Below are 17478 nucleotides of genomic sequence, written 5' to 3' on the forward strand. Positions count from 1 at the left end.
GGAGCAGGGTTCAGGCGGGCGGCAGCTCGCTTCAGCCAATCACATTACGCAGTCGACCGATTTTTTCAATCTCCACTTCCACCACGTCGCCAGGGAACATAAACAGCGGCGGCAGGCGCTTTTTACCTACGCCGCCCGGCGAACCGGTAATGATTACGTCACCCGGCGCGAGCGGACTGAAGGCGGAGACATACTCAATAATGGCGGCAACCGAGTGCACCATATTGCGCGTATTATCGTGCTGCACTTCGCGCTGATTCAGAAAAGTTCGAATCTCAAGCTGTTGGGGATCGCCAATCGCGTCGGCAGTGGTCATCCAGGGACCGAAGCCGCCGGTTTCCGGCCAGTTTTTTCCGGCGGTAAACCAGGTGAACTGCATATCGCGCACCGTGGCGTCCATAAAACAGCTGTAGCCAGCCACATATTCCAGCGCGTCGGCAGCAGCCACGCGGTGCGCCGCTTTGCCGATGATCACCGCCATCTCGCCTTCGTAATCAAACTCTTGTGTGGTTACAGGCTTTTTTAACGCGCTTTCATGCCCGGTCAGAGAATCGGCGAAGCGGATAAACAGCGTCGGGGCGTCGCTGGTCTGGTCGAACTCTTTACGCTTATCGCCATAGTTCATGCCAACGCAGAAAATCTTGCCGGGATTTTCGATTACCGGCAGCAGTTGAATGGCGCTGAAAGGATAATCCGTTGCGCTATCCTGAAACGCAGCCAGATCGGCCAGCGAAGAGTTTTGCAGAAAGGTTTTCAGGTCGGGACAGTGTCCACCGAGCCGCTGGCTCAGGTCCGTTACGCCTGTGGATTGCACAATACCGAAACTTTTTCTCTGCTGGTCCGGAAGATAAAAGCTACAAAGCTGCATGACGCCTCATTATTATTAGAAAATTTCCCGTGCAGGGTAACAAAATCTGGCGTGGCTATTGATAGGATTTTCTTTCAGATAGGGACGGTACGGCGATGGGCATGGCGGGAATGAGCGCAAAACAGAAGGTTTGATAATCATCGGTCGATCCCTGACCGCGATTATCGAGGGTGTCAGACGGGTAATTAGTTAAGCGCGCCCGGCGGTACGTGTTTGAAAGTTTCAACATAAGAACGAAACACGTAGCTGAATAATTTTTTCATAATGGACCTGATGTAAAATTTGTTGAAGAAACACAACGAAAGTATAACTTCCGCGCGTTTTTCGGGCAATAAATTTTGATTCAGATCACAAAAACAACAATTTTCTGGCGGAGAAGGGCAAACCTTAACGGAAGAGACCCAGATGTTCTGTCAGAATCGTGCAGCCAATCGCTATCAGTACCAGACCGCCTAACACTTCCGCCCACTTACCCAACACCGGCCCGATAAAGCGGCCAACCAGCACGCCGGTTGTAGCCATCACGGTCGTTGCCGCGCCGATGGTAATCGCGGTCATCACGATGTTGACCTGCAGAAACGCCAGTCCGACGCCTACCGCCAGCGCATCAAGACTGGTGGCTAACGCCGTCGTCGCCAACACCATAAAGCCATGCTGCTGCGGCGCCTCACAGGGGATTTCCGCCGTCTGTCGAAATCCTTCCATCATCATACGGCCGCCCAGAAACGCCAGCAGGATAAAGGCGACCCAGTGATCCCACGCCATGACGTAGCGGCTTGCCGCCAGGCCGATAGCCCAGCCAACCAGCGGCGTCAGCATTTCAATACAGCCGAAAATCAGGCCGGTACGCAGCGCTTCCCTGAAGCCGGGACGATGCAGCGCCGCGCCTTTGCCGAGCGCAGCGGCGAAGGCGTCCATCGACATGCCTAAGGCCAGAATCAAGGTTGCAATAAAGGTCATGGTTTTGTACCGCCGGCGCTTTCTATGCTGACATAAGCCTGCTTTCGCCGTATTTATTGTTCAGTAATGAAAAAGTGCGCGCAGTCTATCACGCATTTCCGGCGATAAAAAGACAGTAAAATCAGGGATTTAAGTATAGCAAAGGCTATATTATATGATACTGGCTAAGAATCTCTCTAAGTCGATGGAATAAAAAGGAAAACCCGAAATAGTCCCGCCATAAAGCGGGACTTTATTGCATCAAATAGCCAGAAAACCACGCGCAGACCAGCCCGCCGCCAGCATTGAACCTCAACGCCGTTTGCCGGAGAATGCACGCCACGTTGTTCCGGAAACACTGATAATGAAAAATCCTTTTGAAACCCTGGTTATTCCCGGTGGCATTTTACTGCTTAGCTTTTTATCTGCCCTGCTGCTGCCCGCCCCGGCTTTCAGCGTGACGCTAACCAAAGCGATTATGGCGACACTGCATATTCAGGATCTGAATCAGCTCTATACCATCGTTTTTTGCATCTGGTTTTTACTGCTGGGCACCATTGAATTCTTTGTTATTCGCTTTGTCTGGCGACGCTGGTTCCAGGCCTGAGTCCGTGTTCGCAAGCTTCTTTAGCTGTGCCAGGCTTAATGCAGGTAACAGAACGAGGAGAGGCGAGATGAAAAAGAGCATACTGGCGCTGACGATGGCGCTGCTCTGCGCACCGCTGCTGGCGGCAGAAAACGGCGGATTTAAGCAGGAAGGCAAAGCGCCCGCGCCAGAAGATCAAACAGCAGGCTACCGCGCCGTGACCGATTTACAGGATACCACGGCGGTCAACAAGCTGGCCGGACTGCCGGACGGCACGCCGGTATCGCTGATGGGCAATATTCTTCGTCAGACAGGCGAAAAAAGTTATCTGCTACGCGATAAAACCGGCACGGTGCGCCTGCAAATTGATGATAAAGCCTGGAAAGGCCAGGAAGTGAAACCAGACGAACTGGTATCGGTGCGCGGTCGGCTGGTGAAGTCAAAAGGTGAACAGAGCGTTCAGGTGAACAAGCTGAACCAAATGTAATGGCTTACAGGGCGTCAGACAGCAGCTGGCGTCTTTTTTATCACATTAATGTAACAATACATTTACACACACTGGCGAAACATTGCGCAACATAAAATTCAAAAACTATTCCATGCTAATATGAAACCATAAAATTCATCCACTTATAAAATTCACTGAATTTCTGCGCTTTTCCCTCCTCCACACCAGAACTACACATTGCCACAACATATATCTCCGATAACCCGCTGAGTTGCCGGTAAAAAATCTCTTATGCTGCGCGGGCGAAGATGATTAATTCTTATGCTGAATCATTTCGGCATTTAAAAAATAAACAAATGTTTAAATCCAATCTGAGAATGTTATATTCGATAGCCAAAGCATAACGTGCAGTTAACCCGTTATACCGCGTGGTTTAACCTGATTTTCCTTAACCTTTGAGAAATAGCGCAACGCGCTCAGCAGAAGCGTGACTGTTTCGCCTGCAAACCTGTTGGCTTCAGGTCAACAAAAGAGGAGATGACGCCTCATGTGCAAATCAGCTGTAAATCTTGCGCTCGCGATGAGTGCCATTGGCATGGATAAAGCGAGCGTTCAGGAGAGAAAAGAGGTCGATGTACTGCTTATCGGCGCAGGCGTAATGAGCGCCACGCTGGGCACGTATCTTCAGGATCTGGAGCCGGACTGGACCATTGAGATGGTTGAGCGTCTGGATGCGGTGGCAGAAGAGTCGTCGAACGGCTGGAACAATGCCGGTACCGGCCACTCGGCGCTGGCCGAGCTGAACTACACGCCGCAAAAAGCGGACGGCAGCATCGACATCACTAAAGCGGTGGCGATCAACGAGTCATTCCAGGTCTCCCGCCAGTTTTGGGCGTATCAGGTGCAAAAAGGCAACCTGCACAACCCGAAAAGCTTTATCAACAGCACACCGCACATGAGCTTCGTCTGGGGCGACGACAATGTCGATTTTCTGCGTAAACGCTATCATGCCCTGCAGAAAAGCACGCTGTTTCGCGGTATGGCCTATTCAGAAGATCCGCAGGAAATTGCCGAGTGGATCCCGCTGGTAATGAATGGCCGCGATGGCAAACAGAAAGTGGCCGCGACCCGTACTGAAATCGGCACCGACGTGAATTTCGGTGAGGTGACGCGTCAGCTGATCGCCTCGCTGGAGAAGAAACCCAACTTCCGCCTCTGCACCCGTCAGGAAGTGCGTGACATCAAGCGCCTGAGCGATGGTCGCTGGCAGGTTACCCTGCTCTGTCTGGCTCAGGGCACCACGCGCACGCTCACTGCCCGCACCCTGTTTATCGGCGCAGGCGGCGCAGCGCTGACGCTGCTGCAAAAGTCCGGCATCCCGGAAGCGAAAAATTATGCCGGTTTCCCGGTGGGCGGCTCCTTCCTGGTGACGGAAAATCCCGACGTGGTGAAGCGCCATATGGCGAAGGTCTATGGCAAAGCTTCGGTCGGCGCGCCGCCGATGTCGGTGCCGCATATTGATACGCGCATGCTGGATGGCAAGCAGGTGCTGCTGTTCGGTCCGTTCGCTACCTTCTCGACCCGATTCCTGAAGCAAGGCTCGCTGATGGATATGTTCGGCTCGATGACCACTTCGAATTTCATGCCGATGATGCATGTCGGTCTGAAAAACTTCGATTTGGTGAAATATCTGGTGGATCAGGTGTTGCAGAATGACGGCGATCGGATGGAAGCGCTGCGCAACTATGTACCGCAGGCGAAGCAGGAAGACTGGCGTCTGGTCACTGCTGGTCAGCGCGTGCAGATTATCAAGAAAGATGAACAGCAGGGCGGCGTGCTGCGCCTGGGCACCGAAGTGGTAACCTCTGAAGATGGATCCATCTCTGCCCTGCTCGGCGCTTCGCCGGGCGCCTCTACCGCTGCGCCGATCATGCTGGAGCTGATGCGCAAAGTCTTTCCTGAGCAGATGGCGTCGCCAGAGTGGCAGACCAAGATTAAAGCCATCATCCCTTCCTGGGGCCGCAAGCTGAACGGCGACGTCGCCGCCACCGAGAAGGTGTTGGCCGAAACCAGCCGCATCCTGCATCTCGACTATGCGCCGGTGACGCCGATGGCCGCCAACGATGAAGCGCGTGAAACGGCGCACGTGGTGGGAAAGTAACGTCGTGATTCTGGCAAAAAGGCTCCGCAATGCGGGGCCTTTTTTCTTTCCAGGCCTGAAAAGTCAATCCTGGTTGACTGGGCGTTTCTCTATTAGGGTTATTAAGACTGTTTTTACTGCGCGGCAGCGAAGCCGTCGTGCGGAACCCTGGCACTGCAACCGGAGGAACCCTGATGACCAGCCACGACCTGAGCTTGCTCGACCGCTACTGGCGCGCCGCCAACTATCTGTCGGTTGGACAGATCTACCTGATGGACAACCCGCTGCTGCGCGAACCCCTGAAGCCCGAACACATTAAGCCGCGCCTGCTGGGACACTGGGGCACCACGCCCGGCCTGAATTTTATCTACGCCCACCTGAACCGTATCATCCGCCAGCGCGACCTGAATTTGATTTATATTTGCGGTCCCGGCCACGGCGGGCCAGGCATGGTGGCGAACACCTGGCTGGAGGGCAGCTACAGTGAAATTTATCCGCATATCAGTGAAGATGCCGCAGGCATGCAGCGTCTGTTTAAACAGTTCTCTTTTCCCGGCGGCATTCCCAGCCACGCAGCACCGGAAACGCCGGGATCGATCAACGAAGGGGGCGAGCTGGGCTATGCGCTTTCACACGCGTTTGGCGCCGCCTTTGATAACCCCGATTTGGTGGTGCCCTGCGTGATCGGCGATGGTGAAGCGGAGACCGGCCCGCTGGCAGCCAGTTGGCACGGCATTAAGTTTCTCAATCCGCAGCGCGACGGCGCCGTGTTGCCTATCCTGCATCTGAACGGTTACAAAATCGCCAACCCGACGATTCTGGGACGCGCCAGCGACGAGGATTTACAGCAGTTGTTCAGCGGCTACGGCTATGAACCGCTGTTTGTCAGCGGCGATGAGCCGCAGGCGATGCACGCTCAGATGGCGGAAACGCTGGATAATGCCTTCGATAAGATCGCCGCTTATCAACGCCATGTGCGCCAGGGCGGTAAGCCCGACGGCATTCCGCGCTGGCCGATGATTATTCTGCGCAGCCCGAAAGGCTGGACCGGGCCGCAAACCGTGGATGGCAAAAAAGTGGAAGGATTCTGGCGCGCGCATCAGGTGCCGGTGTCCGCCTGTCGTGAAGATGACGGACATCGTCAAATCCTTGAACAGTGGATGCGCAGCTACCAGCCGGACGATCTTTTCGATGAAAATGGCCGCCTGATGCCGGAACTGCGCGAACTGGCGCCCAAGGGCGATAAGCGCATGGGGGCCAGCCCCTGGGCTAACGGCGGTCTGCTGCGTCGGGAGCTTAACACGCCCGATATTCGCGATTTCGCGCTGGAGGTCAGTGCACCTGGCGAGGCTCAGGGGCAGGCGACCGAACAGCTGGGCCGTTATCTCAGCGCCATTTTTCAGCTTAATCAGGATAATTTCCGCTTGTTCGGACCCGACGAAACGGCTTCAAACCGCCTGACGCCGGTATTCGACGTTACCAACCGCACCTGGCAGGAGCGGCTGGAACCTTATGATGAGCAGCTGGCGGTGGATGGCCGCGTGATGGAAATTCTCAGCGAACATCAGTGTCAGGGCTGGCTGGAGGGCTATCTGCTTACCGGTCGCCATGGCCTGTTCAACTGCTATGAAGCCTTTATCCATATTGTGGATTCGATGTTTAACCAGCACGCCAAATGGCTGAAGGTGACGCGCAAGCTGGGCTGGCGTAAGCCGATCTCATCACTAAACTATCTGCTTTCATCGCACGTCTGGCGTCAGGATCACAACGGTTACAGTCACCAGGATCCCGGCTTTATCGATCATGTCGCCAACAAGAAAGCGGACATTGTGCGCATTTACCTGCCGCCCGATGCCAATACCCTGCTCTGGGTTGGTGACCACTGTTTACGTACCTGGGACCGCATCAACGTGATCGTCGCCGGTAAGCAGCCGTCGCCGCAGTGGCTGGATATGGAGAGCGCCATTGCCCATTGCGAAGCGGGCATGGGCGAATGGCGCTGGGCAGGCACCTGTAAGCAAGGCGAAGCGCCGGATGTGGTGATAGCCTGCGCCGGTGACGTGCCGACAATGGAAGCGCTGGCGGCGGTGGATCTGCTGCGCGGCTATCTGCCGGACCTGCGTATTCGCGTGGTGAACGTGGTGGATTTAATGGCGTTGCAGACGCAGGAGCAGCATCCGCACGGCAAATCTGATGCGGAATTTGACGCGCTGTTTACTGAAGACAAGCCGGTGATTTTCGCTTTCCACGGCTATCCTACGCTGATTCACCGCCTCGCCTACCAGCGTAAAAACTATCGCAACTTCCATGTGCACGGATTTAATGAAGAAGGCACCACCACCACGCCTTTCGATATGACGGTGCTGAATGAGCTGGATCGCTATCATCTGGCGCAGGCGGCGATTCTGCATATACCGGGTCTGGCGGATCGGCATGGCGAGCTGCTTGACGATTTGCAGGAACGCATCGCTGAGCATCATCGCTACGTGCGCGAGTATGGCGAGGATCTGCCGGAAGTTCGCGGTTGGAAATGGCCGTCGCAAACCGCACCGGGCGCGCCGGAATAAACCCCTGGCCTTCCTGCCGCTGTGCAGGAAGGCCCCACTGTTTTACCTTACCGCTTCAAACAGCATCCAGCCTGTTGTCACCACCAGCGACAGCGCCATCACGCTGTTAAACATCTGGCGTTTCCAGGGAATTTGCAGATGGCTGCCCAGACGATCGCCCAGCGCAGCCCAGGCCAGAATGCAGGGCAGGTTCATCGCCATAAAGCCGAACATTACCGCCAGCACGCCGCTGTGGACGCTATAGAGCAGCGCCACATTGGTGGCCATCAGCCAGGCTTTCGGATTGATCGCCTGAAAACAGGCGCCGCCCAGCAGCGTCATCGGCTGCGCCTTGCCGCGCATCTCCGGCGCGCCCGCCCGGAACAGCTTCCAGGAGAGCCAGAGCAGGTAAGCGCATCCCGCCACCGTTAACGGCAATCTGATCGACGCCATCCAGCTCAGCAGCACATCAAGCGCCATGCCCGCCAGTACGGTCTGCGCCCCGCAGCCCAGCATAATGCCGAACACCATCGGCAAGGTGCGTTTAAAGCCGAAGTTCACGCCGGAGGTCGCCAGCAGCAGGTTATTCGGACCGGGTGTAATCGACATCACGGTGACGTAGCTGAAGAACGAAGGATCGAGCATGATGACTTTCCTGAAGAGTGAGCAATGGCATCATAGTAAAGCGAGAATAACTATGGTAACAGTGACACAAAATCACTATTGTAATGAGTACAGTTTATAAATAACGTAATTGTGCTCATCAGGTCAGGGGGCTTTTGTGTCCATCATCTCTTCGCCGGAACAGACACTCTATCAGCAGCTGGCCGACAGCTTTGCTGACGCCATCCATCAGGGCACGCTGAAACCCGGCAAACGACTGCCTGCGATTCGGCGCGTGGCGCAATCGCACCAGGTAAGCGTGAACACAGTGCTGAACGCCTGGCGACTGCTGGAGGATCGGGGGCTGATTGAGGCCAGGCCACAGTCGGGCTACTACGTGCGCGGCGTGCTGCCTGCCGTTACGCGCACCGCCAGGCATCGCCCGCGCGTTACGGATCCGAGCAACGAAAAGCGCGATCTCATCGACAGCGTGTTTGCTGCCCAGAATCATCCTGACTACATCAATATTTCTCTGGCCTGTCCGCAGGACAGCGAGCTTTATCCCGCCGTGAAGCTCAGCCGGATTACCGCCTCGCTGTTGCGGCGTAATCCGCAAATCATTGGCCGCTATGCGCTTCCGCCAGGCAGTGAGCGCTTACGGGAGGCGATCGCCAATCGCGCGCTGCATGCCGGTATGTCGCTGACTTCGCAGGAGATTACCCTGACGCACGGCTGCATGGAGGCGCTACAGCTGGCGCTGCGCGCCGTGACGAAGCCCGGCGACTGTGTGGGGCTGGAGTCGCCCACCTACTTTTTTCTGTTTCCGCTACTGGCATCGCTCGGCCTGAAGGCGCTGGAAATCCCCACCGATCCGCAAAACGGACTGTCGCTGGATGCGCTGGAGATGCTGTTGCAGGAGAAGCGCATTCAGGCGCTGGTGGCGATGCCGGGCGTGCAGAATCCGCTGGGTTGCAGTATGCCGCTGGAGAATAAGAAGCGGCTGGCGAAGCTGGTTAATCGCTACCAGATTCCGCTGCTGGAAGATGGACTTTATGATGAACTACAGTTCGACTGGCCGCTCTCACCGGCAGTAAAAGCTTTCGACGAACAAGGCTGGGTGCTCTACTGCACCAGCTTCACCAAAACCGTGGCACCCGATTTTCGCGTCGGCTGGATTGCTGCGGGCCGCTTCCACGACGCCGTTGCGCGTCTGAAAGCGGTGTCGTCGATGGCGGAATCGATGCTGCTCTCGGAAACCCTGGCGGAATTCCTCGCCAGCGGCGGTTACGATCACCATCTGCGCAGCCTGCGCCGTCGCTATGCCGCCAATCTGGATGAGGCGCGCGGCATTATTGCGCGCCATTTTCCGCAGGGCACGCGCGCAACCCTGCCGAAAGGCGGTTTTGTTTTTTGGGTCGAGCTGCCCGGCGAGGTGAATACGGTGCAGATGTTTCATCGGCTGTTGCAGGAGCAGATTTGCGTCACGCCCGGCGCGCTCTACTCGCTGAGCGATCGCTACAATCATGCGCTGCGCCTCTCTTGCTGCTATCCGTTTAACGAACGTTACACCTATGCCCTGAAGCGCACCGGCGCGCTGGCCTGCGAAATCACCGGCCTGCCGCCAGGCATGGCGGCGCTCGATCAGGGGGTGCCGTTGCGTCCCCAGATGGTGTAACCATGACGCTCGGTGAGACGTTCATAATAGGTGCGCACCGCCGGGTAATCGGGATGCTCCAGCGGCGTTTCATACCAGCGATTCACCGCCAGCCCGATGGGGATATCCGCCAGGGTGAAGTTGCGTCCGACCACATAGCGCCCGGTCTTTTCCAGTTGCTGGTTAAGGATGCCCATGGTATGCGCCCAGCCTTTGCAGGCGGCGGCCAGCAGGCGCGCATCCTGATGCGCCGGGGAGTTGCGCACCAGCGACATAAAGGCATAGCGCCACGAGGTGTTCAGCTCGGTGGACTGCCAGTCCATCCACTGATCGATGGGCGCACGCGTGCGGGCATGTTCCGGATAGAGCCAGTCGCCGGCATAGGCATTGGCGAGATAGCGCAGGATGGCATTCGACTCCCACAGCACAAGGCCGTCATCCTGAATCACCGGCACCATCGCGTTGGGGTTAAGCGTCATAAATTCGGGCGAATGGGTCGATTTAAATCCTTCGCCCCAATCCTCACGCCGGAAAGCGAGATCCAGTTCTTCACACAGCCACAGCACTTTTCGCACGTTAATAGAGGAAGCGCGTCCAAGGATTTTCAGCATTGTTTTGGCTCCTGTTCCTGGATCCTTTCGCTATTCATAACCCTGTTAAGCGACACGCGCAATAGTTCATATAACAATCTGTTTTTTCCCGATCTGAGAGGATACCATGACCAAAACCGTTGCCTTTAAACAAGTGGATGTGTTTGCTTCAGCTCCGTTCAACGGCAATCCGCTGGCGGTGATTATGGATGCGCAGGGATTAAGCGATGCGCAGCTGGCGGCGATCGCCCGCTGGACCAATCTTTCTGAAACCACTTTTGTGCTGCCTGCTACGGATGCGCAGGCGGACTACCGCGTACGCATTTTTACCGTTGATGGCGAGCTGCCCTTCGCCGGGCATCCCACGCTCGGCACGGCTCACGCGCTGCTGGAAGCGGGATGGCCGTTAAAAACGCCAGGGCAAATCGTGCAGGAGTGCGGCGTTGGCCTGGTCAGGGTGAAGATCGCGGCGCAGGGCGCGCTGGCGTTTGCCGCGCCGCCCGCCTCCCTGACGCCCTTCAGCGATGCGCTGCTCGGCAGCGCGCTGAACAGCGACGCCTTTGATGCTGCGCAAACCGCCACCGTCGCCGATATGGGCATTCGCTGGCTGCTGGTGCCGATGCAGAGCGCCGCGGAGGTGCTGGCGATCACCCCTGAGGTCAGCGATCTGGCGCGCCTGATGAAACATGCCGGCGTCAACGGCGTAATGCCGTTTGGTCCGCTGCCGGGCGGATCGGCGGAGCAGTACGAGGTGCGCGGCTTGCTGGTAGAAAACGGCAGCCTGACGGAAGATCCGGTGACCGGCAGCGCCAACGCCTGTCTGGCGCGCTATTTTGCCTCACTGGGCCAGCAGCAAAACTATCTTGCCCGACAGGGCACCGCGCTACAGCGCAATGGCCGCGTGCAGGTAAGCTTTGAGGGCGAGACGATCTGGATTGGCGGCAATACCGTGACGGTAATCGACGGCACCATCGCGCTGTAAACAAGAACGGGGCGTGATGCCCCGTTATAGTCAGAGGAACATGCCGCCCGAGGCCTCGATGCGCTGGCCGTTAATCCAGCCGCTCTCATCGCTCAGCAGCATGGCAATGGCATTGCCGATATCATCCGGCAACCCCGCCCTTCCCAGCGCAGTTTGCGACGCGACCCAGGCATTGGTTTCGGCGTTGTCGCGCACGATGCCGCCGCTAAAATCGGTTTCAATCGCGCCCGGCGCAATGACGTTAACGCGAATGCCGCGCTTGCCCAGCTCCTTCGCCTGGTAGCGCGTCAGCACTTCCATCGCGCCTTTCATCGCCGCATAGGTTCCTGCGCCCGGAAGCGTGAAGCGCGCCAGCCCGCTGGAGACATTCAGGATACTTCCGCCGTCAGCGATAGTGGGCAGCAGCTTTTGCGTCAGGAAGAAAGGTCCTTTCAGATGGATATTCATCAGATTGTCAAAATCCGCTTCCGTGGTTTCAGCAAAGGGCTTATGCAGGCCAACACCAGCATTGTTTAATAAATAATCAAAGCTGTCGCACTGCCACATTTTTTGCAGTTCGGATTTTACTCTGGCAACAAAAGCATCAAACTCGCTGCTGGCACCGACATCCAGCTGTAGCGCCACGCCACGGCCGCCAAGCGCCTCGATCTCCTGAATCACCGTCTGCGCCTCTTCCGCCTGACTGCGGTAAGTCAGAATGATATCGCACCCTTTTTTAGTGAGTTTTAACGCTGCATTGCGGCCTAAACCGCGACTCCCGCCGGTAATCAACGCAATTTTACGATTCATGTTTGGTTCCTGTTGCAAAATTGTACACGTGTTAAGGTTATTCCACAGGAATTGATCTATAAACAGAGAGAAATGCGCTTCACTGTTTCAGTTAAAACAACAATCGGTGAACAACATGGATAAAATTCACGCAATGCAGGTGTTTGTCAGAGTCGCGGAAATGGGCAGTTTCACCAGGGCAGCTGAGAGCCTGGGGCTGCCGAAAGGCAGCGTATCGCGTCAGTTGCAGGCGCTGGAAAATCAGATGGGTACGCGTTTGCTACATCGCACCACGCGTCGCGTACAGCTGACGCAGGATGGTCTGGTTTATTACGATCGCTGTCTGGACCTGCTGTCGATGCTGGAGGAAATGGACTGTCTGTTTCAACACGATCCCGCCACGCTCAGCGGAAAGCTGCGCGTGGATATGTCGGTGGCGATGGCAACCGGCTTTGTTCTGCCCAGGCTGCCACAATTTTTGCAACACTACCCCGGCGTTGAGATTGAGCTGAGCAGCAGCGATCGTCAGGTTGATGTGATCCGCGAAGGCTTCGACTGCGTAATTCGCGTGGGCGAGCTGAAAGATTCCGGCCTTATCGCGCGTAGATTAGGCCAACTCCCGTTGATTAACTGCGCCAGCCCCGGCTACCTTTCCCGCTTCGGCATGCCGACCCGGCTGGAAGAGCTGTCACAGCATGCGATGGTGCATTACACCCAGCAGCTGGGGCAGCCGTCGTCAGGCTTTGAATATTTTGACGGCAAACAGCGCCATTATGTGCAGACCGGCGGCGTGGTGACGGTAAACAGTACCGACACCTATCGCGCTGCCTGCATCGCCGGGCTGGGTATTATTCAGGTGCCGGCGGTGGGCATTCAGCCGCTGCTGGAGTCAGGTCAGCTGGTCGAAGTGCTGCATCACTTCCCCGCGCAGCCGATGCCGGTTTCGCTGCTTTATCCGCACCGCCGCAATGTGGCGCGCCGCGTACGCGTTTTTATGGAGTGGCTGAGTCAGGTGATGAAGGAGTACGTAAGCTGAGCGGGGGCTATACTGAGAATTTAAGATTAACGGGACACAGACGTTTGATGACGGATAAACAGCAACAGCAGGCGGCTGAACAGGAGCAGAAGCCGCTTATTGATATCAAAACCGGCAACGCCACGGTGGATCGCTCGATCACGCGCGTGTCGCGCTTTGCCGCCTGGTTTCAGGCTATCCCGGCGGTAGCGCATTTCCTGCGCGCGCTGGAACGCTTTAACGATCGCCTCGGCAGCCAGTTCGGCGCGGCAATTACCTACTTTTCTTTTCTTTCTCTGATCCCGATTTTGATGGTCTCTTTTGCGGGCGTGGGTTTTGTGCTGGCATCCAATCAGGATCTACTGGGTGAGCTGATCAACAAAATCGTCAGCAGCATCAGTGATCCCACGCTGGCGACCACGCTGAAAAACACCGTGAATACCGCGATCCAGCAGCGCGCCACGGTGGGGATCACCGGTCTGCTGCTGGCGCTTTACTCCGGCCTGAACTGGATGGGGAACCTGCGCGAGGCGGTGCGGGCGCAGTCGCGCGACGTCTGGGAACGCAAACCCGATGACAAGGAAAAGGTCTGGCGTAAATATTTCCGCGATTTTATCTCGCTGATTGGGCTGATGCTGGCGCTGATTATTACCCTGTCGCTCACCTCCGTGGCGGGGGCCGCGCAGGACGCCATCGTGACCGCGCTGGGACTGAATGGCATTGAGTGGCTGCGTCCGGCGATGACGGTGATTGCCCTCTCGATCTCCATTTTCGCCAACTATCTGCTGTTTCTGTGGATTTTCTGGATATTGCCACGCCATAAACCGCATAAGAAAGCGCTGCTGCGCGGCACGCTGCTGGCGGCGATAGGCTTTGAGGTGATTAAGTTTGTCATGACGCTGACCCTGCCGAAGCTGGCCAGCTCGCCGTCAGGCGCAGCCTTTGGCTCAGTGCTCGGTCTGATGGCGTTTTTCTACTTTTTCGCCCGTCTGACGCTATTCTGCGCCGCCTGGATCGCCACCGCGAAGTACAAGGACGACCCAAGGATGCCGGATCGGGGCCATGCCCGTGAGCGTTGATCGCTCACACAGGATGTAACAATGTTAACAGGCAGCGGAAAATTTCTCTTTCCGGGTAAATTTCGCGCAAAATGCAGGATGAAACCCTGAGGGGTAACTTTTCTTCGGCCCTTTCTTAGTGGATCACGCCATAAAAGGGCCGCTTCACCCTGCCATTGCCCGATAAAGCAACGCAGGCAAAAATTATCCTCTTTTCCGGCGATAAAGCCCGTTCTGACGCGGGTTTTCACCATTGAATGGCGCTGTGCAGGTGCGTAAGATTCTTTGTCTCAATTTACAAATAAGAAACAGTTATGCAAGCCTCTATCACAGAAACCATCGACAAAAAGCACGACGACATCCCCGTTAACTCGCGCGGTAAAGTGGTTGTGGCATCGCTTGTCGGCACCGCCATCGAATTCTTCGATTTCTATATCTATGCCACTGCCGCGGTGATTGTTTTCCCGCACATTTTCTTTCCGCAGGGTGATGCTACCGTCGCGACGCTACAGTCGCTGGCCACTTTCGCCATCGCCTTTGTGGCGCGCCCGATTGGCTCCGCCGTGTTTGGACACTTTGGCGATCGCATCGGTCGTAAAGCCACGCTGGTCGCCTCGCTGTTGACGATGGGTATCTCAACGGTGGTGATTGGCCTGCTGCCAGGCTATGCCTCTATCGGCGTGTTTGCTCCGCTGCTGCTGGCGCTGGCGCGTTTTGGTCAGGGGCTGGGTCTGGGCGGCGAATGGGGCGGCGCGGCGCTGCTGGCGACGGAAAACGCCCCGGCGAAGAAGCGCGCATTATACGGATCCTTTCCGCAACTTGGCGCGCCAATCGGCTTTTTCTTTGCTAACGGCACCTTTCTGCTGCTCTCCTGGCTGCTGACCGATGAGCAGTTTATGGACTGGGGCTGGCGCGTACCCTTTATTCTTTCCGCCGTTCTGGTGCTGGTGGGTCTGTATGTGCGCGTTACGCTGCACGAAAGCCCGGTATTCGCCAAAGTGCAGAAGGATAAGAAGCAGGTGCGTATGCCTATCGGCACCCTGCTGAGCAAGCATCTGCTCGCTACCGTGCTGGGCACCTTTATCATGCTGGCAACTTATACGCTGTTCTACATCATGACCGTTTACTCAATGAGCTACGGCACCGCCGCTGAGCCAGCGGGCCTTGGCTATTCGCGCAACAGCTTCCTGTGGATGCTGATGGTGGCGGTGATTGGCTTTGGCGTGATGGTGCCCATTGCCGGTTTGCTGGCGGACCGTTTTGGTCGTCGTAAAACCATGATCACCATTACGCTGCTGATTATCCTCTTTTCGTTTCTGTTCCCGGCGATGCTGGGTTCCGGCTCGCAGGCGCTGGTGATGAGCTTCCTGCTGCTGGGTCTGAGCATTATGGGCCTGACGTTCGGCCCGATGGGCGCGCTGCTGCCGGAGCTGTTCCCGACCGAAGTGCGTTATACCGGCGCCTCGTTTTCCTATAACCTGTCGTCAATTCTCGGCGCCTCAGTTGCGCCTTATATCGCCACCTGGCTGAACAGCAACTACGGCCTGTATGCGGTGGGTTACTACCTGGCAGCGATGGCGGTACTGACGCTGATTGCGCTGATCGCCTGTAAATAGACACGTCATCAGACGCTCTACGAAGCCTGATTGCCCGAATCTTAATGAAACCCGGCCATGACGCCGGGTTTTTTTATATCCATAATTCAGCCATAAAAAAACCCCGGCATGGCCGGGGTCTCAACGCTGAAAATTGTGGTCGGCGCGATTAGCCCGCGACAGCGATACGCTTCATATCGGTCATGTAGCCACGCAGCTTGCGGCCTACCGCTTCAATCGGATGGTTGCGGATCGCTTCGTTCACTTCACGCAGCTGCGCGTTGTCTACGGCGGTGCCGGCTACCGGCTTGCCCAGATCGCCCGGCTGCAGTTTGGTCATGAACTCTTCCAGCAGCGGTACGGCGGCGAAGGAGAACAGATAGTTGCCGTACTCAGCGGTATCGGAGATCACCACGTTCATCTCATACAGACGCTTACGCGCGATGGTGTTGGCAATCAGCGGCAGCTCATGCAGCGATTCGTAGTAGGCGGACTCTTCGATAATGCCCGCATCTACCATGGTTTCAAACGCCAGCTCAACGCCCGCTTTCACCATCGCCACCATCACCACGCCCTGATCGTAGTACTCCTGCTCTTCGATTTTGCCTTCAAACTGCGGCGCGGTTTCGAAAGCGGTTTTGCCGGTCTCTTCACGCCAGGTCAGCAGGTTTTTGTCATCGTTGGCCCAGTCAGACATCATGCCGGAAGAGAACTCGCCGGAGATGATGTCATCCATATGCTTCTGGAACAGCGGCGCCATAATGGTTTTCAGCTGCTCGGAGAGCGCATAAGCGCGCAGTTTCGCCGGGTTGGAGAGACGATCCATCATCAGGGTGATGCCGCCAAACTTCAGGGATTCGGTGATGGTTTCCCAGCCGAACTGAATCAGCTTCTCGGCATAGGCCGGATCGGCGCCTTCCGCCACCAGCTTATCAAAGCAGAGCAGCGAACCGGCCTGCAGCATACCGCACAGAATAGTCTGCTCGCCCATCAGGTCAGATTTTACTTCCGCCACGAAGGAGGACTCCAGCACGCCCGCACGATGACCGCCAGTTGCTGCCGCCCAGGCTTTGGCGATTGCCATGCCTTCGCCTTTGGGATCGTTTTCCGGATGCACGGCGATCAGCGTCGGCACGCCGAAACCACGCTTGTACTCTTCACGTACTTCGGTGCCCGGACATTTCGGCGCCACCATCACTACGGTGATATCTTTACGGATGGTTTCGCCCACTTCAACGATGTTGAAACCGTGCGAATAGCCCAGTGCCGCGCCATCTTTCATCAGCGGCTGTACTGCCTGCACCACGGCGGAGTGCTGCTTGTCAGGCGTCAGGTTCACGACCAGATCCGCCTGCGGGATCAGCTCTTCATAAGTGCCTACTTTGAAACCGTTATCGGTCGCTTTGCGCCACGAGGCACGTTTCTCGGCAATCGCTTCTGCTCGCAGAGCATAAGAGACATCCAGACCGGAATCGCGCATGTTCAGACCCTGGTTCAGGCCCTGAGCACCACAGCCAACGATGACGACTTTTTTACCTTTCAGAAAGCTGGCGCCATCCGCGAACTCGTCGCGCGCCATAAAACGACATTTGCCTAACTGCGCCAGCTGATTGCGCAGATTTAACGTGTTGAAATAGTTAGCCATGGGTACTCCGTTCGGATGTTGTGTTTGCTGTTATTCCTGTT

At 56.5% G+C, this 17478-nt stretch carries 15 protein-coding genes; 9 read left to right on the forward strand and 6 right to left on the reverse strand.

What is annotated here, in order from left to right; translation table 11 throughout:
• Positions 1–31: 31 nt before the first annotated feature.
• Complete coding sequence (locus tag ABU178_RS17620) at positions 32–868, reverse strand: fumarylacetoacetate hydrolase family protein (RefSeq protein WP_397217318.1); 837 nt, start codon at positions 866–868, stop codon at positions 32–34.
• Positions 869–1255: 387 nt separating this feature from the next.
• Positions 1256–1828: a manganese efflux pump MntP gene (gene mntP / locus ABU178_RS17625; RefSeq protein WP_397217320.1), complete on the reverse strand. Its 573-nt coding sequence runs from the start codon at positions 1826–1828 to the stop codon at positions 1256–1258.
• A 343-nt stretch (positions 1829–2171) separates the two neighbouring features.
• On the opposite strand from mntP, the gene ABU178_RS17630 reads away from it, so the two are divergent.
• The 4 genes from ABU178_RS17630 to ABU178_RS17645 all read left to right on the forward strand — a co-directional run bounded on the left by ABU178_RS17630 (position 2172) and on the right by ABU178_RS17645 (position 7548).
• Entirely contained in the window at positions 2172–2414 is a 243-nt protein-coding gene (locus tag ABU178_RS17630) for a DUF1158 domain-containing protein (protein ID WP_397217321.1), read from the forward strand.
• 67 nt (positions 2415–2481) lie between these two features.
• Positions 2482–2880: a YgiW/YdeI family stress tolerance OB fold protein gene (locus tag ABU178_RS17635; protein WP_397217323.1), complete on the forward strand. Its 399-nt coding sequence runs from the start codon at positions 2482–2484 to the stop codon at positions 2878–2880.
• A 508-nt stretch (positions 2881–3388) separates the two neighbouring features.
• Entirely contained in the window at positions 3389–5002 is a 1614-nt protein-coding gene (mqo, locus tag ABU178_RS17640; protein WP_397217325.1) for a malate dehydrogenase (quinone), read from the forward strand.
• Between the two features lie 173 nt (positions 5003–5175).
• Positions 5176–7548 (forward strand): phosphoketolase, encoded by a 2373-nt coding sequence (locus ABU178_RS17645; protein ID WP_397217326.1) that lies wholly within the window; start codon positions 5176–5178, stop codon positions 7546–7548.
• A gap of 42 nt (positions 7549–7590) precedes the next feature.
• On the opposite strand, the gene ABU178_RS17650 is transcribed toward ABU178_RS17645, so the two are convergent.
• Positions 7591–8172, reverse strand: coding sequence for a LysE family translocator (locus ABU178_RS17650; RefSeq protein ID WP_397217327.1), 582 nt, complete (start codon positions 8170–8172; stop codon positions 7591–7593).
• Positions 8173–8308: 136 nt separating this feature from the next.
• Here ABU178_RS17650 and ABU178_RS17655 point away from each other — a divergent pair, with 136 nt between their 5' ends.
• The gene (locus ABU178_RS17655; protein ID WP_397217329.1) at positions 8309–9805 is read left to right on the forward strand and encodes a PLP-dependent aminotransferase family protein; all 1497 of its coding nucleotides are present in this window, start codon (positions 8309–8311) and stop codon (positions 9803–9805) included.
• On the opposite strand, the gene ABU178_RS17660 is transcribed toward ABU178_RS17655, so the two are convergent.
• A complete protein-coding gene (locus ABU178_RS17660; protein ID WP_397217331.1) occupies positions 9772–10395 on the reverse strand; it encodes a glutathione S-transferase family protein in 624 nt (207 codons plus the stop codon). The genes ABU178_RS17655 and ABU178_RS17660 overlap by 34 nt on opposite strands.
• A 106-nt stretch (positions 10396–10501) precedes the next feature.
• Here ABU178_RS17660 and ABU178_RS17665 point away from each other — a divergent pair, with 106 nt between their 5' ends.
• Positions 10502–11356, forward strand: a complete 855-nt coding sequence (locus ABU178_RS17665) for a PhzF family phenazine biosynthesis protein (RefSeq protein ID WP_397217333.1) — start codon at positions 10502–10504, stop codon at positions 11354–11356.
• A 30-nt stretch (positions 11357–11386) separates the two neighbouring features.
• Here the strand turns inward: ABU178_RS17665 and ABU178_RS17670 are convergent, their stop codons facing one another.
• Positions 11387–12145 (reverse strand): SDR family NAD(P)-dependent oxidoreductase, encoded by a 759-nt coding sequence (locus ABU178_RS17670; protein ID WP_397217335.1) that lies wholly within the window; start codon positions 12143–12145, stop codon positions 11387–11389.
• 115 nt (positions 12146–12260) lie between these two features.
• Here ABU178_RS17670 and ABU178_RS17675 point away from each other — a divergent pair, with 115 nt between their 5' ends.
• The 3 genes from ABU178_RS17675 (at position 12261) to ABU178_RS17685 (ending at position 15813) form a co-directional block, all read left to right on the forward strand.
• Complete coding sequence (locus ABU178_RS17675; RefSeq protein ID WP_397217337.1) at positions 12261–13160, forward strand: LysR family transcriptional regulator; 900 nt, start codon at positions 12261–12263, stop codon at positions 13158–13160.
• Between the two features lie 47 nt (positions 13161–13207).
• Positions 13208–14218 carry an inner membrane protein YhjD gene (gene yhjD / locus ABU178_RS17680; protein ID WP_397217339.1) on the forward strand — a complete coding sequence of 337 codons (1011 nt, stop codon included), beginning with the start codon at positions 13208–13210 and terminating at the stop codon, positions 14216–14218.
• Positions 14219–14511: 293 nt separating this feature from the next.
• Complete coding sequence (locus ABU178_RS17685; RefSeq protein WP_397217341.1) at positions 14512–15813, forward strand: MFS transporter; 1302 nt, start codon at positions 14512–14514, stop codon at positions 15811–15813.
• 148 nt (positions 15814–15961) lie between these two features.
• Here the strand turns inward: ABU178_RS17685 and ilvC are convergent, their stop codons facing one another.
• Entirely contained in the window at positions 15962–17437 is a 1476-nt protein-coding gene (gene ilvC, locus ABU178_RS17690; RefSeq protein ID WP_397217343.1) for a ketol-acid reductoisomerase, read from the reverse strand.
• Between the last annotated feature and the right edge of the window lie 41 nt (positions 17438–17478).

This window comes from Pantoea osteomyelitidis (assembly GCF_044342975.1).
Classification (GTDB): domain Bacteria; phylum Pseudomonadota; class Gammaproteobacteria; order Enterobacterales; family Enterobacteriaceae; genus Pantoea; species Pantoea osteomyelitidis.

Bases quoted from the DNA above. Each gene is read 5' to 3' on its own strand.
- ABU178_RS17620 (WP_397217318.1), bottom strand. From the start codon at position 868: ATGCAGCTTTGTAGCTTTTATCTTCCGGACCAGCAGAGAAAAAGTTTC.
- mntP (WP_397217320.1), bottom strand. From the start codon at position 1,828: ATGACCTTTATTGCAACCTTGATTCTGGCCTTAGGCATGTCGATGGAC.
- ABU178_RS17630 (WP_397217321.1), top strand. From the start codon at position 2,172: ATGAAAAATCCTTTTGAAACCCTGGTTATTCCCGGTGGCATTTTACTG.
- ABU178_RS17635 (WP_397217323.1), top strand. From the start codon at position 2,482: ATGAAAAAGAGCATACTGGCGCTGACGATGGCGCTGCTCTGCGCACCG.
- mqo (WP_397217325.1), top strand. From the start codon at position 3,389: ATGTGCAAATCAGCTGTAAATCTTGCGCTCGCGATGAGTGCCATTGGC.
- ABU178_RS17645 (WP_397217326.1), top strand. From the start codon at position 5,176: ATGACCAGCCACGACCTGAGCTTGCTCGACCGCTACTGGCGCGCCGCC.
- ABU178_RS17650 (WP_397217327.1), bottom strand. From the start codon at position 8,172: ATGCTCGATCCTTCGTTCTTCAGCTACGTCACCGTGATGTCGATTACA.
- ABU178_RS17660 (WP_397217331.1), bottom strand. From the start codon at position 10,395: ATGCTGAAAATCCTTGGACGCGCTTCCTCTATTAACGTGCGAAAAGTG.
- ABU178_RS17665 (WP_397217333.1), top strand. From the start codon at position 10,502: ATGACCAAAACCGTTGCCTTTAAACAAGTGGATGTGTTTGCTTCAGCT.
- ABU178_RS17670 (WP_397217335.1), bottom strand. From the start codon at position 12,145: ATGAATCGTAAAATTGCGTTGATTACCGGCGGGAGTCGCGGTTTAGGC.
- ABU178_RS17675 (WP_397217337.1), top strand. From the start codon at position 12,261: ATGGATAAAATTCACGCAATGCAGGTGTTTGTCAGAGTCGCGGAAATG.
- yhjD (WP_397217339.1), top strand. From the start codon at position 13,208: ATGACGGATAAACAGCAACAGCAGGCGGCTGAACAGGAGCAGAAGCCG.
- ABU178_RS17685 (WP_397217341.1), top strand. From the start codon at position 14,512: ATGCAAGCCTCTATCACAGAAACCATCGACAAAAAGCACGACGACATC.
- ilvC (WP_397217343.1), bottom strand. From the start codon at position 17,437: ATGGCTAACTATTTCAACACGTTAAATCTGCGCAATCAGCTGGCGCAG.